This is a genomic window from Aeromonas enteropelogenes, assembly GCF_020097295.1.
Taxonomy (GTDB): Bacteria; Pseudomonadota; Gammaproteobacteria; order Enterobacterales; family Aeromonadaceae; genus Aeromonas; species Aeromonas enteropelogenes.
Genome location: NZ_CP083625.1, coordinates 2,054,880 through 2,070,000, shown reverse-complemented (window position 1 = coordinate 2,070,000; position 15,121 = coordinate 2,054,880). Strand labels below are relative to the sequence as shown.

The 15,121-nt window shown below is 56.6% G+C and carries 13 protein-coding genes (1 of these 13 running past the window's edge); 7 read left to right on the top strand and 6 right to left on the bottom strand.

Annotated elements, in window-relative coordinates:
• From LA321_RS09795 to LA321_RS09780, 4 genes are all read right to left on the bottom strand, one after another.
• Positions 1–980: the 5' portion of a putative bifunctional diguanylate cyclase/phosphodiesterase gene (locus tag LA321_RS09795; protein WP_042073415.1), read on the bottom strand. 952 nt of this gene lie to the left of the window's left edge; only the first 980 of its 1,932 coding nucleotides appear in the window; the start codon lies at positions 978–980; its stop codon lies off the left edge, out of view.
• 23 nt (positions 981–1,003) lie between these two features.
• Complete coding sequence (locus tag LA321_RS09790) at positions 1,004–1,504, bottom strand: molybdopterin-binding oxidoreductase (RefSeq protein ID WP_042073414.1); 501 nt, start codon at positions 1,502–1,504, stop codon at positions 1,004–1,006.
• Between the two features lie 103 nt (positions 1,505–1,607).
• Positions 1,608–3,242, bottom strand: coding sequence for a chaperonin GroEL (groL, locus tag LA321_RS09785; RefSeq protein WP_026457381.1), 1,635 nt, complete (start codon positions 3,240–3,242; stop codon positions 1,608–1,610).
• 44 nt (positions 3,243–3,286) lie between these two features.
• The gene (locus tag LA321_RS09780) at positions 3,287–3,580 is read right to left on the bottom strand and encodes a co-chaperone GroES (protein WP_042026576.1); all 294 of its coding nucleotides are present in this window, start codon (positions 3,578–3,580) and stop codon (positions 3,287–3,289) included.
• Between the two features lie 256 nt (positions 3,581–3,836).
• On the opposite strand from LA321_RS09780, the gene LA321_RS09775 reads away from it, so the two are divergent.
• The gene (locus LA321_RS09775; protein WP_407929454.1) at positions 3,837–5,171 is read left to right on the top strand and encodes an MATE family efflux transporter; all 1,335 of its coding nucleotides are present in this window, start codon (positions 3,837–3,839) and stop codon (positions 5,169–5,171) included.
• A 25-nt stretch (positions 5,172–5,196) separates the two neighbouring features.
• Here the strand turns inward: LA321_RS09775 and LA321_RS09770 are convergent, their stop codons facing one another.
• Positions 5,197–5,676 (bottom strand): FxsA family protein, encoded by a 480-nt coding sequence (locus tag LA321_RS09770; RefSeq protein WP_026457449.1) that lies wholly within the window; start codon positions 5,674–5,676, stop codon positions 5,197–5,199.
• 439 nt (positions 5,677–6,115) lie between these two features.
• Between LA321_RS09770 and aspA the strand changes: the two genes are divergently transcribed.
• Positions 6,116–7,558: an aspartate ammonia-lyase gene (gene aspA, locus LA321_RS09765; RefSeq protein WP_026457450.1), complete on the top strand. Its 1,443-nt coding sequence runs from the start codon at positions 6,116–6,118 to the stop codon at positions 7,556–7,558.
• Between the two features lie 123 nt (positions 7,559–7,681).
• Entirely contained in the window at positions 7,682–9,001 is a 1,320-nt protein-coding gene (locus tag LA321_RS09760) for an anaerobic C4-dicarboxylate transporter (RefSeq protein WP_042073410.1), read from the top strand.
• A 223-nt stretch (positions 9,002–9,224) separates the two neighbouring features.
• Here LA321_RS09760 and tsaD read toward each other — a convergent pair whose 3' ends face one another.
• Positions 9,225–10,238 (bottom strand): tRNA (adenosine(37)-N6)-threonylcarbamoyltransferase complex transferase subunit TsaD, encoded by a 1,014-nt coding sequence (tsaD, locus tag LA321_RS09755; RefSeq protein ID WP_042026580.1) that lies wholly within the window; start codon positions 10,236–10,238, stop codon positions 9,225–9,227.
• 179 nt (positions 10,239–10,417) lie between these two features.
• Between tsaD and rpsU the strand changes: the two genes are divergently transcribed.
• From rpsU to rpoD, 4 genes are all read left to right on the top strand, one after another.
• Complete coding sequence (gene rpsU / locus LA321_RS09750) at positions 10,418–10,633, top strand: 30S ribosomal protein S21 (protein ID WP_005309452.1); 216 nt, start codon at positions 10,418–10,420, stop codon at positions 10,631–10,633.
• 15 nt (positions 10,634–10,648) lie between these two features.
• Positions 10,649–11,092: a GatB/YqeY domain-containing protein gene (locus LA321_RS09745; protein WP_042026581.1), complete on the top strand. Its 444-nt coding sequence runs from the start codon at positions 10,649–10,651 to the stop codon at positions 11,090–11,092.
• Between the two features lie 87 nt (positions 11,093–11,179).
• A complete protein-coding gene (gene dnaG, locus LA321_RS09740) occupies positions 11,180–12,967 on the top strand; it encodes a DNA primase (protein WP_042073409.1) in 1,788 nt (595 codons plus the stop codon).
• A 213-nt stretch (positions 12,968–13,180) separates the two neighbouring features.
• On the top strand, positions 13,181–15,043 hold the full coding sequence (gene rpoD, locus LA321_RS09735; RefSeq protein ID WP_082037513.1) for an RNA polymerase sigma factor RpoD: 1,863 nt from the start codon (positions 13,181–13,183) through the stop codon (positions 15,041–15,043).
• Positions 15,044–15,121: the final 78 nt, after the last annotated feature.

The following is a 15,121-nucleotide window of genomic DNA, read 5'->3' as shown; positions in this document are numbered from 1 at the left end:
CCGATCCCCACATCCAATCGAAAAGGATAGTTATCGAATACAATATTCTGCTTGAGAGCATGTAACAAACGGGCCACCAACTCTCTTATCTGCCGCAGATCATTGCTGCCACGCTGGACAATGGCGAATTGATCACCACTCAGGCGGCAGCTCCACTCCCCTTCCTCACACAACACGCGGATCCGCTTGGCGAATTCGTGTAACAGGTAATCCCCTGTGTCATAACCAAACTTGCTGTTGATATCCCTGAAATCATTGATGTCCACCAGCACGAGTCCAAACGGTGCCTCCTGGGTTGCATACTGCTCCATTCGTTCAAGCAAGGCCACGCGATTGGATAAACCGGTCAGCGGATCCTGTCTGGCCGCCCTGAAATGGCGGCGGCCTTCATAAATAAGCAAGGCAGTAAGCAACAGTACCGAAATAATCAGGCCGGAAACCATCAACAGCAGGGCATTACGCAGTTGGGCAAAATGGCGATCGTTGTCTGTGTAGATATTGATGTTCTTCTGCATCACCGAGGCGAGCGAATAAGAGAGGGGTTCTTGCAAGGGGGAGAGGCGCATCATGATCTGCTGATAATTGGGAGCACCACTCTTGAGACGAATAATCTCGGGCTCTATGCTGCGGATATTGCTTTCGATCAGTTGCACCAGACGCAGGGTTTTCTGTTTGTCCTGCATGCTTTTGCGCAGTTGCCCGCTTAGCAAGATAGGGGTTCTGCTCCAGAGAATGTCATAGCGCAGCATGAGGGCATCGTGATCAATCCCGCCATAATGATACACCTCGACGGCATTGAGAAACCGCCCCAACTCCAGCTGTAACTGCATCAGGGCCCAGGAGACATCGTAGGTATACTTTTCCATCGCCCTCGTCGCATTCTGGATCTGCATCAGGCTGTAGAGGGTACTCCCGGTAAACGACAGGATGGAAATGTACAGAATAACGAGCAATGGCCAGGCCCTGGTCTTTCCTTTCACCCCTTCTCCTGTCGCGTCAGCTGTCAGTGTTGTATGTCGATGGAACCAAGCTGCCAGATCATCATATCGGTATATTCGGAGCGTTTCAGCTCGGGATACTGATCCAGAGGCAGCATGAACCAGAGGGGCCCCTTGTCACGCACCCGCATCACGACCCCATCATCTTCCCATGCAAGTATGGGATCATACTTGGCCACTTTGCTCCATTCGATACCTATTTGATAGCTATTCAACGCCGTCAGGGTAATGTTGTCGCCATCCGCACCAACCGCAGCCAACACATCAGAAAGCTTGGGACCACGATAGGTGTGCGGTTTATCAACCCATGGATTCCCCGTCACTATCTCGTGCTGCGGCAATGCCTGGAGCCTGGTCAAATCAAACTGCACCTTGCCCCCCACATCTTCGGCCGACTTGATATTACCACTCACGCTCAGGATCACGGGACCGGAGAGGGGCTCGGCCACGGCGACGGGGAGTGCAAGCAGCGCATACAGCACAGGGATCCATCCCAATAATTTCATATCAACCTCGCTCTTGTTGTTATCCAGACAGACTCAGTTTAGCCGTAGATAAAAAAACGGCCCGCCTTGGGCGAGCCGTTCTCAAACAGACAGGGAGCAATGATTACATCATGCCCATGCCACCCATGCCGCCCATGTCAGGCATGGCAGGAGCATCTTTCTTCGGCAGTTCGGTGACCATGCACTCGGTGGTGATCATCAGACCGGCGATGGAGGAGGCAAACTGCAGGGCAGAACGGGTTACCTTGGTCGGATCCAGGATACCCATGGCCAGCATGTCGCCATACTGCTCGGAGTAAGCGTTGTAACCGAAGTTGCCTTCGCCATTCTTGACGGCATTGGCAATGACGGATGCTTCTTCGCCGGCGTTGATGACGATCTGACGCAGCGGGGCTTCCATGGCGCGCAAGGCAACCTTGATACCCACGTTCTGGTCTTCGTTGTCACCGCGCAGATCGGCCAGCTTGGTCGCAACGCGAACCAGCGCCACACCACCACCGGCAACCACGCCTTCTTCCACAGCAGCGCGAGTCGCGTGCAGGGCATCTTCAACGCGGGCCTTCTTCTCTTTCATCTCGACTTCGGTGGCTGCGCCAACCTTGATCACGGCAACACCGCCAGCCAGCTTGGCTACGCGCTCTTGCAGCTTCTCACGATCGTAGTCGGAAGAGGTCTCTTCGATCTGCTGGCGGATCTGGGCAACGCGGCCCTCGATCACGCTCGCATCACCCACACCATCGATGATGGTGGTGTTCTCTTTGGTGATGACGATGCGCTTGGCACGGCCCAGATCTTCCAGGGACGCTTTTTCCAGCTCCATGCCCACTTCCTCGGAGATCACGGTACCACCGGTCAGTACGGCGATATCCTGCAGCATGGCCTTGCGACGGTCACCGAAGCCCGGCGCCTTGACGGCAGCCACTTTCACGATGCCACGCATGGTGTTGACCACCAGGGTCGCCAGCGCTTCGCCTTCGACGTCTTCGGCGATGATCAGAAGGGGTTTGCCTGCCTTGGCCACGCCTTCCAGCACCGGCAGCATTTCACGGATGTTGGAGACTTTCTTGTCAACCAGCAGGATGAAGGGATCGTCCAGCTCGACGGAACCAGTCTCTTGCTTGTTGATGAAGTAAGGGGACAGGTAGCCGCGGTCAAACTGCATACCTTCAACCACTGCCAGCTCGTCTTCCAGGCCCTGACCGTCTTCAACGGTGATGACACCGTCACGGCCCACTTTGTCCATGGCTTCGGCAATCAGCTTGCCTACTTTCTCGTCGGAGTTGGCAGAGATGGTACCAACCTGAGCGATGGCATTGCCATCAGCGCACGGCTGGGACAGAGCCTGCAGCTCGGCAACGGCGGCAACGACGGCTTTGTCGATACCACGCTTCAGATCCATCGGGTTCATGCCGGCGGCAACGGCCTTCAGACCTTCGTTGACAATGGCCTGGGCCAGTACGGTCGCAGTAGTGGTACCGTCACCGGCGGCATCGTTGGCCTTGGAGGCAACTTCCTTGACCATCTGGGCGCCCATGTTCATGAACTTGTCTTCCAACTCGATCTCACGAGCCACGGAGACGCCGTCCTTGGTGATGGTCGGGGCGCCGAAGGACTTGTCCAGCACCACGTTGCGACCTTTCGGGCCCAGGGTGACCTTGACGGCATCGGCCAGGATGTTTACGCCTTCCAGCATCTTGATGCGGGCTTCGTTACCAAACTTAACGTCTTTAGCTGCCATTTTTCTTCAATCCTTAAATCAATTCGGGGAAAAGTGAGGATGGATTACTCTTCGACAATCGCCAGGATGTCGGTTTCGGACAGGATCAGTACCTCCTGGCCATCCAGCTTCTCGGTCTTCACGCCGTAACCTTCGTTGAAGATCACCTTGTCACCGACCTTGACGGCCAGCGCTTTGACATCGCCATTATCCAGGATCCGGCCAGTCCCTACGGCAAGCACTTCACCACGGGTGGACTTCTGAGCCGCAGTACCAGTCAACACGATACCGCCGGCGGATTTGGCTTCAGCTTCGATGCGCTTGATAATGACGCGGTCGTGCAGTGGACGAATTTTCATCGATAACTCTCCCAAAATGAGTCTCATTGTTGCTTTGAGGAATGGCCGTTCCGGGCCAAATCAGGTATGTCCCTGATGTGGGGCAGAGTTGTTAACCCTTCAAGGGCAAATACAAAAAAAATTTTTTCACGTACTATGAGCACCTTCGATTGTTCATCGGTGCCCTCACCATGGAACGGACCGGCCAACCCGTCTCTTTCATGTCAGAACCGTCAACGCCAGATGTAGAGACGAGCCCTTGACCCACGCCAACCCCATGCTGACAGCGCCCGCACCAGTCGTACTGCGCCGGATGACGGGGCCCATGATCCTCGGCATCGTCGCCATTCTGGCCTTCAACCTGATTGATACCTTCTTTATTGGCATGCTGGGCACCCAGGCGCTGGCGGCCATCAGCTTTACCTTTCCGGTGACTTTCGTGGTTACCTCGCTGGCCATGGGGCTCGGGGCCGGGTTGTCCGCCGTGATCGGCCATACCCTGGGACAAGGCAAGCATGAGGAGGCGGCACGCATCACCACCGACAGCCTGTTTTTGGCAGTAATCATGGTGAGCCTGCTCTCCATCGGTGGCGCCTTGACCATTGATCCTCTGTTCACTCTGCTAGGCGCCAGTCATGAACTGATTTCGCTGATCCACGATTACATGCTGATCTGGTACCTGACGGTTCCCATGCTGGTACTGCCCATGGTGGGCAACGCCGCCATCCGGGCTACCGGGGATACCAAGACCCCCAGCCTGGTGATGACGGTCGCAGGACTGGTCAACGGGGTGCTGGATCCCCTGCTCATCTTCGGCATTGGTCCCTTCCCCGAGTGGGGGATCCGGGGCGCGGCCATCGCCACCTCCATCTCCTGGATGATGGCCATGCTGGTCAGCCTCTATATATTGCGCCACCGGGAAGGGTTACTGTTGTGGCGTCTCTCTGCTCGCCCCAGATTGCTCGCCCACTGGCGGGCCCTGCTTCATGTCGCCGTGCCGGCCTCCTTTACCAACATGCTCAATCCCTTGGCCAATGCCGTGTTGATGACCATCTTTGCGGGTCTGGGCACCGAGGTAGTGGCCGCCTACGGTGCTGCGTCACGGGTCGAGGCCTTGCTACTGATCGTGATGATGGCGCTCTCCTCGGTGCTCGCCCCCTTCATTTCACAAAACTGCGGGGCAGGCAATCCGGCCAGAGCCAGGATGGCGCTACAAAGTTGCATGCGATTTGCCCTGCTGTTCCAGTTCGCCGTTTACGGCCTGACCTGGCTGTTGGCGCCCCTGATTGCCAAGCTGTTCAGCGATCATCCGCAAGTGGTGCGCCTCATCATCCTTTATCTGCATCTGGTCCCCATCGGTTACGGCTTTCAGGGAATGGTGATGTTGCTGGCGTCCGCCTTGAATGGCGTAAGGGCATCCAGTATCTCGTTCCTGTTCAACGGTCTGCGGCTGTTTGTCTTCTTGTTGCCAGGGGCCTGGCTGGGAGCAAAGCTGGGGGGGGAACAGGGGATCTATCTTGGAATACTGCTGGCTAACCTGCTGGCGGGTTCACTGGCCTGGTGGTATGCCCGCCACCGCTTCGAGGCGTTGTGCCATCTGGGCAATCCCTGACGCCCAACGCCCCCTGCTGCGAGACTTACTCCTTGCGCTCGAATTCACCTTCGATGGTGGTGCCACCGCGATGATTCTGTCCCGGCTGTTCATCAGAAGAGGGGGCCTGACCGAATGGCGGTTGCGAACCCTGGAACCCACCCATCTGCATCCGGAACTGGTTGCTGCCAATCAGTTTGTCGGCCAGCTTGTTGCGCAGCCAGGGTTGCAGCAGCAGGATACCGAAAAAGTCGGTGACAAACCCAGGGATGATCAGCAACAGACCGGCCAGCGCCAGCATCATGCCGCCCATCACCTCGCGCCCAGGCATTTCGCCCTGCTGCATCTTTTGCTGGGCGCTGAACAGAGTCTTGAGCCCTTCGCTACGCACCAGGGAGGAGCCCAATACTGCCGTCAGTATGAGCAAGCCGACGGTTGGCAACGCACCAATGACGGCGCCAACCTCGATCATCACGGTGAGTTCCAGTACCACCAGCCCCACCAACAACAGAAACAACTTGCCCATATCAACTCCACTCTCGGTAAATTGGGAGAAAGCCGCTCCGCACGGAGGAGCAATGCCCGATTGCTATCGGCATTGTCGCAACTTTCTACCCGGATTAAATGGGGCCAGTTCAGGCTTTTTCAAGTCTCGTCATTGAGTCCCAAATCACCTACGTCATAAAAAATCAGCAACCTTGTCTTTAAATTGATAAAAATCAGCGCGATAGATGTGCCACAACAGATGTGTACTTTCATCAACGCAATTTGAAAATGTCTAAAGATTAGTGATCCATCTCTAATAATTGATACCTCAATTGGAGTAGTATGTTCTTCAGTAATTCGGGAGGTTATCCTCCCCACCGCCCCACTCGATGTGTGGTGCTTCAGGATGAGCTGTGCGCAAGGAACTCGCGACCACTCGGTGAGGTTTTTTCCATTTATCTGATTTCTGAGGCATTACAATGAGCGACATCAAGAACGTCCGCATTGAAGAAGACCTGCTGGGCACCAAAGAAGTTTCCAACGACATGTACTACGGCGTACACACCCTGCGCGCCGTCGAGAACTTCAAGATCAGCTCTCAGAAGATTTCTGACGTTCCGGAATTCGTACGCGGCATGGTGCTGACCAAGAAAGCGGCCGCCATGGCAAACGGCGAGCTGGGTACCATCCGTCCTGAAATTGCAGACAAGATCGTGGAAGCCTGTGACCTGATGCTGAACACCGGCAAATGCTTCGACCAGTTCCCGGTCGATGTCTATCAGGGTGGTGCGGGTACCTCCGTCAACATGAACACCAACGAAGTACTGGCCAACATTGCCCTCGAACTGATGGGTCTGGAGAAAGGCCGCTACGACGTCATCAACCCCAACGATCACGTCAACAAGTGCCAGTCCACCAACGATGCCTACCCGACCGGTTTCCGCGTCGCCGTGGTCAACAGCACCGACGTGACCCTGCATGCCCTGGAGCACCTGATCGCCGCCTTCGATGCCAAGGCTGAAGAGTTCAAGAAAGTCCTGAAGATGGGTCGTACCCAACTGCAAGACGCCGTGCCCATGACCCTGGGTCAGGAGTTCCACGCCTTCGCAGTCACTCTGCGCGAAGAGATTAAATCCATCAAGCGTTGCCAGGAGCTGCTGCTGGAAGTGAACCTGGGCGCCACCGCCATCGGTACCGGTCTGAACACTCCGCCCGAGTACTCCAAGCTGGCCATTCAGCGTCTGGCCGAGATCACCGGTCGTGCCTACGTCCCGGCAGAAGATCTGATCGAAGCCACTTCCGACTGCGGCGCCTACGTCATGCTGCACGGCGCCATCAAGCGTCTGGCCATGAAGCTGTCCAAGATCTGTAATGACCTGCGTCTGCTCTCCTCCGGCCCGCGTACTGCACTCAAAGAGATCAACCTGCCGGAAATGCAGGCTGGTTCCTCCATCATGCCGGCCAAGGTCAACCCGGTTATCCCGGAAGTAGTCAACCAATCCTGCTTCAAGGTATTCGGTAACGACATCACCATCACCTTCGCCGCCGAAGCCGGTCAGCTGCAGCTGAACGTCATGGAGCCGGTGATCGGTCAGGCAATGTTCGAATCCCTGAGCCTGATGGAAAAAGCCTGTATCTCCCTGCGCGAGAAGTGCGTGGAAGGTATCACTGCCAACCCGGAAATCTGCATGAACCACGTGCTGAACTCCATCGGTATCGTGACTTACCTGAACCCCTTCATCGGCCACCACGAAGGCGACATCGTCGGCAAGATCTGTGCCCAGACCGGCAAGAACGTACGCGAAGTCGTGCTGGAGCGTGGTCTGCTGAGCGCCGAGCAGCTGGATGAAATCCTCTCCATCGAGAACCTGATGAACCCGCAATACAAGGCCAAGCGTTTCACCCGCGAAACCACCGTATAAGCGAGCATGGGCCGGGATCTTCCCGGCCCATTTAAAGTCAGTTCCCGATCGGCCTTACCCAGTCCCATCGGGAATTGGCTTTTGCCAAAGAAAAACCAAAAAACTAAAAATGGAGTTATCGCTATGATTGGAATCGAGTTACTTGTCGTACTCGCCGCTATCTATCTGGGGGCCCGGATAGGCAGCATCGGCATCGGCTTCGCCGGTGGTCTGGGTGTACTGGTCCTGACCTGGGGTCTGGGTGTACAGATCCCGAGCGATCAGCGGGTATCCTACATCCCCTGGGACGTGATCATGATCATTGCGTCCGTCATCTGCGCCATTGCCTGCATGCAGTTGGCCGGCGGGATGGACTACCTGGTACACCTGGCTGAAAAAGCACTGCGCAAAAACCCCAAATACATCACCTTCGCCGCTCCGGTCGTCACCTACCTGATGACCATGCTGGCCGGTACCGGTCACACCGCGTTTTCCACCCTGCCGGTGATCGCTGAAGTGGCCAAGGAGCAGGGCATCCGCCCCTCCCGTCCGCTCTCCATCGCGGTCGTTGCCTCCCAGATCGCCATCACTGCCTCGCCCATCTCCGCAGCCGTGGTTGCCTTCTCCGGCATGCTGGAACCGCTTGGCGTTGACTATCTGACTCTGCTGGCCATCTGCATCCCGTCCACCTTCATCGCCTGTATCCTGGGTGCCTTCGTCGCCAATATGCTGGGCAAGCCGCTGGATCAGGACGAAGTCTATCTGGAGCGCAAGGCCAAGGGCCTCATCAAGCTGCGTGGCGCTACCCAGCTTGAAATCAAGCCTTATGCCAAACTGTCCGTCTGGATCTTCATCGCCGCCATCGTCGCCGTCATGGCTTACGCCACTGCCATCTCCGGCAAAGTGGGCCTGATCACCAACCCGCCGATCCCCCGCGACGGCGCCATCATGGGCATCATGCTGGCCGCGGCCACTATCATGACTCTGGTGTGCAAGCTGGACGTGACCCAGGTCACCAACATGCCGACCTTCAAGTCCGGTATGTCCGCCTGTATCTGCGTACTGGGTGTGGCCTGGTTGGGTAACGTCTTCGTGAAAGGCAACATGGACACCATCCAGCTCATCGCTGGTGACCTGCTGAACCAGTACTCCTGGCTGCTGGCCGTGGTGCTGTTCTTCGCCGCCATGCTGCTCTATTCACAGGGTGCCACCACCAAGGCCCTGATGCCGGCCGCCCTGGCCCTGGGTGTCAGCCCGCTGACCGCCATCGCCTCCTTCGCAGCTGTTAGCGCCCTGTTTGTACTGCCGACCTACCCGACCCTGCTGGCTGCGGTCGAGATGGACGATACCGGCTCCACCCGCATCGGCAAGGCCGTGTTCAACCACCCCTTCTTCATCCCGGGTGTGGCAACCATCGCCATCGCCGTGGCGCTGGGCTTCTTCTTCGGCGGCATCATGATCTAATCCGGTTGCTTGCCACCAACAAAAATCCCCGCCAACCAATTGGCGGGGATTTTTTTATCCATATCACGCTCAAACCAAGCCTGCGCCGGATGATTCGGCAAGACTATCTCGCACACGGCCTCATCATCTGCCTATCCAGGCCTCTGACAGGGGTTCTGCTGCATCGAAAGGGTAAAGCGCTGTACACCATTACCCACCCCTTCGATATGCCGGATCCTGCGGATCAGACCGGATCCAGAGTGTCCAGCGGCCAGCGCGGCACAGCCTTGACCACCAGAGGCTCGAACACACCGGCCTTCAGACGCTGCATACCGGCGTAAGCAATCATGGCGCCATTGTCGGTACAGTATTCGGTACGCGGATAGAAGACTTCGCCCTTAAGGCTCTCCATCAGCTCGGCAAGCTGGGCCCGCAGGTGACGGTTGGCACTGACACCACCGGCCACCACGAGGCGATTGAGACCGGTCTCCTGCAAGGCGCGACGACACTTGATGGCCAGGGTATCAACTACGGCATCTTCAAAGGCTCTGGCGATATCGGCACGAGTCTGCTCGTCATCCCCGTTGGCTGCAATGGTGTTGGCGGCAAAGGTCTTGAGACCGGAGAAACTCATGTCGAGTCCGGGGCGATCGGTCATGGGACGCGGGAAATGGAAGCGCCCCTTGGTGCCCTTCTCGGCAAGACGGGAGAGCAGCGGGCCGCCTGGATAATCCAGCCCCATCAGCTTGGCGGTCTTGTCAAACGCCTCGCCTGCCGCATCGTCTATGGATTCACCAAGCAGCTGGTAGCTGCCGATGCCATCGACCCGCACCAGCATGGAGTGGCCGCCGGAGACCAGCAGCGCCACGAAGGGAAACTCGGGGGCACGCTCTTCCAGCATGGGGGCCAGCAGATGTCCTTCCATATGATGCACGGCGATGGCCGGCTTGTTCCACGCCATGGCCAGCGAACGGCCAATGGTGGCTCCGACCAGAATGGCGCCGACCAGACCCGGGCCCGCTGTGTAGGCGATGCCGTCGATGTCATCTTGACCCAGTCCCGCCTCTTGCAATGCGGCCTGGATCAAGGGGATCGTCTTGCGAACATGATCCCGGCTGGCCAACTCGGGGACGACGCCACCGTAGTCCGCATGCAGCTTGACCTGGCTGTATAACTGATGGGAAAGGATCCCTTTTTGATCGTCGAAGATCGCGATCCCGGTTTCGTCACAGGATGTCTCTATGCCCAATACACGCATTGCTAAAAAATTTCACTGCTAAAATGAGACGGCTATGGTAACCTTCGCGGGTTTTTTAAACCAGAGCGATCTCTGCGGGTTTACTTTCATTCCCTGTCCAGAGTATAATTTCGCACCATTTTAAGAGATGCTGATCGATTGAAGGTCAGCTAACAATTTATCACTGAGGTGAAAGGCACATGCCAGTAATCAAAGTCCGTGAAAATGAGCCGTTTGACGTTGCTCTGCGTCGCTTCAAGCGTTCTTGCGAAAAAGCCGGTATCCTGTCCGAAGTTCGTAGCCGTGAGTTCTACGAGAAGCCGACTACCATTCGTAAGCGCGCCAAAGCGTCTGCCGTTAAGCGTCACGCCAAGAAGCTGTCTCGCGAAAACGCACGTCGTATCCGCCTGTACTAATCAGGGGACTGTGCCGTGTCTCTGAAGGATCAACTCAAGGATCAGCAAAAACTCGCCATGCTTGCCAAAGACAAGCAACGGCTGGGTGCTATCCGTTTGTTGATGGCAGAAATCAAGCAGCGTGAAGTTGATACCCGTGTCGAACTCACTGATGAAGATATCCTCGCCGTCGTGACCAAAATGGTCAAACAGCGCCGTGATGCCATCAGCCAGTTTGAAGCTGCCGGTCGCCAGGATCTCGCCGACAAAGAGTCCGCAGAGATCGTTGTGCTGCAGGAATTCCTGCCACAACAGCTGACCGCAGATGAAATCTCCGCCCTGATCGAGCAAGCCATCGCGCAAAGCGGTGCTGCCGTCATGGCTGACATGGGCAAGGTCATGGCTGTTTTGAAGCCTAACATTCAGGGACGCGCCGATATTGGCGCCGTCAGTGCTCAGGTGAAAACCCGCTTGGCGTAACAGGCAACTCTCTTGTTTGGTCGAAGAAGCCGTGCTTCCCTGGGAATGCGCGGCTTTTTTATTTTTCCGCAATGAAACAGGACGGTTATGGCAGGCAGGATCCCTCAATCCTTTATCGATGATCTGCTCGTACGCACAGATATTGTCGAGCTGATCGACTCCCGTGTGCGGCTGAAAAAAGCCGGTAAGAACTACCAGGCTTGCTGCCCTTTTCATAACGAAAAAAGCCCCTCGTTTACCGTCAGCCAAGAGAAACAGTTCTATCACTGTTTCGGCTGTGGCGCCCACGGCAATGCCATCGGCTTTGTCATGGAGTATGACGGCCTTGAATTCCCCGATGCCATCGAAGAGCTGGCCAGCCTGCATGGCATGCAGGTCCCGCGTGAACAGAGCGCCGGGGGCGCGAGCAGCAACCAGCCAGCGGTCAGCAAGGATCTCTTCGAGCTGATGAACCAGATCGCCCGCTTTTACGAGAGCAACCTGAAAAGTGCTCCCCAAGCAGTGGAGTACCTGAAAGGGCGCGGTCTGACTGGCGAAGTGGTCAAGCGCTTCAACATAGGCTATGCCCCGGGTGACTGGGATCAGGTCAGACGCCGTTTTGGAGCCAGCCGTGATCACGAGCAATTGCTCATCTCCGGTGGTATGCTGATCCCGCGCGATAGCGGCCCCGGCAGCTATGATCGCTTCCGCGATCGCATCATGTTCCCGATCCGTGACAAGCGGGGTCGGGTCATCGGCTTCGGTGGCCGGGTACTGGGTGATGGTACGCCCAAATACCTCAACTCGCCGGAAACCCCCATCTTCCACAAAGGACGGGAGCTATTCGGTCTCTATGAGGTGAAACAGGCGCACAAGGATCCTCGCCGGATCCTTGTGGTGGAAGGCTATATGGATGTGGTGGCCCTGGGCCAGTACGACATCGACTATGCGGTGGCCGCCCTGGGCACGGCAACGACCAGCGACCATATCCACACCCTGTTTCGCACTACCGCCGAAGTGGTTTGCTGCTACGACGGTGACAATGCGGGACGAGAAGCCGCCTGGCGAGCACTGGATAACGCCCTCCCCCATCTGCAGGATGGCCGCGAGCTCAAGTTCGTGTTTCTGCCAGACGGCGAGGATCCCGACTCGCTGATACGCCAGATCGGCAAAGAAGGATTCGAGGCTCTGCTCGACCAAGCACAACCCTTTGCCGACTTCATGTTCGAGCGTCTCGGGCGCGATGCCGCACTCTCGGGTGAAGCAGGCAAGTACGAAGTTGCCAACAAGGCTGCCGAGCTGATCCGCCGAGTGCCGGAAGGATTTACCCGCGAGGGATTGATCACTCGCCTCTCCAGCATGATGCGCTGGGGAGAAAACAAACAGCGCATCGCCGAACTGTTTGCCCGCAACAGCCAACCAAAGGCCGATGTCACCAAACCCAAAGCAGCCAAACTGACACCTCTGCGCCGGGCGCTGGCTCTGATGGTGCAGTATCCAGCGATCACTGTCGAGCTGCCAGCCATGCCGGAGCTGGCCGGATTGCGCTTACAGGGCATCAAATTCCTGCTGCAACTGCACCAGCAGATCCTGACCCAACCGGGGATCACCACGGGCATTCTGCTGGAACACTGGCGCGGCACCAAGGAAGGGGAAATCCTGGCGCAACTGGCCATGCACGATCTGTTTGAAGAGATCAAACTCGATCAGGAACCGGATATTCTCGGGGAATTGCAGGACACCTTTGTCGGCTTCATCAATCTATTCTTGAAGCAGCGGATTGAGGAATTGCAAGCCAAGGTGGCACAGGAAGGCCTAAGCGCAGAAGAGACTCAAGAGCTGATGATGTTGATCAGAGAAGTACAAATTGAGAAAAGAAATGAGAGCGGGGCTTGATATTTGAGTGATTAGTCCCAATATGGATAACGTTGCCCGAATCGACGGGATAAAAAGCAAAAATTTTATAACCGCCTGGCCCCGACAATACTGCGGGCAGGGGTTTCTCATGACCGACGCCGCAACCAGACATAGCATGTCTGGCGGTTTTCTATTAGAATTGGCTATTTGCGCAGCAGCGCACTGTAAGCGCAACCTAGCAACACCAACCGGATGAGTTCTATGGAGCAAACCCCGCAGTCTCAGCTTAAACTCCTCGTTGCCAAAGGTAAAGAACAGGGCTACCTGACTTATGCCGAGGTGAACGATCACCTCCCGCAAGACATCGTCGATTCAGACCAGATCGAAGACATCATCCAGATGATCAACGATATGGGCATTCAAGTCGTTGAAAACGCTCCGGATGCCGATGACCTTATCATGGCTGAAGGTGGTACCGCCGATGAGGACGCTGCCGAAGCAGCGGCCCAGGCTCTGGCATCTGTTGAATCCGAGATCGGCCGTACGACCGATCCTGTCCGCATGTACATGCGGGAAATGGGTACCGTCGAACTGTTGACCCGTGAAGGCGAAATCGACATCGCCAAGCGGATCGAAGATGGTATCAACCAGGTACAAAGCTCCGTGGCCGAGTACCCGGAAGCAATAACCTATCTGCTCGAACAGTACGATAAGTATGAAGCCGAGCAGCTGCGCCTCTCCGACATCATCTCCGGCTTTATCGATCCCAACGAAGCGGAAGATATGGCACCGACCGCTACTCATATCGGCTCCGAACTCGGCGAAGACGATCTCGCCGACGAAGATGAAGAAGATGAGGACGAAGACGAAGACGGCGACAGCTCGGACGATGACGGTGACGGTGGCCCGGATCCGGAAGTCGCTCGCGAGAAATTTGCCGAACTGCGTGCTCAATATGAAGTGACTCGTCTCTCCATTCAAAAGAATGGCCGCGCGCACGACGATACCCAGGCAGCCATCGCCCTGCTGGCCGATGTATTCCGCCAATTCCGCCTGATGCCCAAGCAGTTCGATCGCCTGGTCAACAACATGCGCGAGATGATGGAGCGCGTACGCGTGCAGGAACGCATCATCATGAAACTCTGCGTTGAACAGGCCAAGATGCCGAAGAAAACCTTCGTCGCGGCCTTCACCAACAACGAGTGCGAAACTGCCTGGTTTGAATACCAGAAGCAAGCTGGCAAGGCCTGGTCCCCCCGTCTGGTCGAAATGGACGAAGATGTCCAGCGTGCCATCGGCAAGCTGCAGCAGATTGAGGAAGAAACCGGTCTGTCAATAGCTCAGATCAAGGACATCAACCGTCGCATGAGCATCGGTGAGGCCAAGGCCCGCCGCGCCAAGAAAGAGATGGTCGAAGCCAACTTGCGTCTGGTTATCTCCATCGCCAAGAAATACACCAACCGTGGCCTGCAGTTCCTGGATCTGATCCAGGAGGGCAACATCGGTTTGATGAAGGCGGTAGACAAGTTTGAATACCGTCGTGGCTACAAGTTCTCAACCTATGCCACCTGGTGGATCCGTCAGGCCATTACCCGCTCCATCGCGGATCAGGCTCGTACCATCCGTATCCCGGTGCACATGATCGAGACCATCAACAAGCTCAACCGAATCTCCCGCCAGATGCTGCAGGAGATGGGTCGTGAACCGAATCCGGAAGAGCTGGCCATGCGTATGGGCATGCCGGAAGACAAGATCCGCAAGGTACTGAAAATCGCCAAAGAGCCCATCTCCATGGAGACGCCCATCGGTGATGATGAAGATTCCCACTTGGGCGACTTCATCGAAGATACCACCCTTGCGCTGCCGGCCGATGCCGCGACCAGCGAAAGCCTGCGCAACGCAACCCGCGAAGTGCTGGCCGGTCTGACCGCCCGCGAGGCCAAGGTACTGCGCATGCGCTTCGGTATCGACATGAACACTGACCACACGCTCGAGGAAGTGGGCAAGCAGTTCGACGTTACCCGTGAGCGTATCCGTCAGATCGAAGCCAAAGCTTTGCGCAAACTGCGTCACCCTAGCCGCTCCGAAGTGCTGCGCAGCTTCCTGGACGAATAGTCCAAAGGCATGCGCCCTTTATTGCTGTCTCAAAAGCCCCGCCATGCGGGGCTTTGTTTTAGCTGGCTCCAGCCCGGC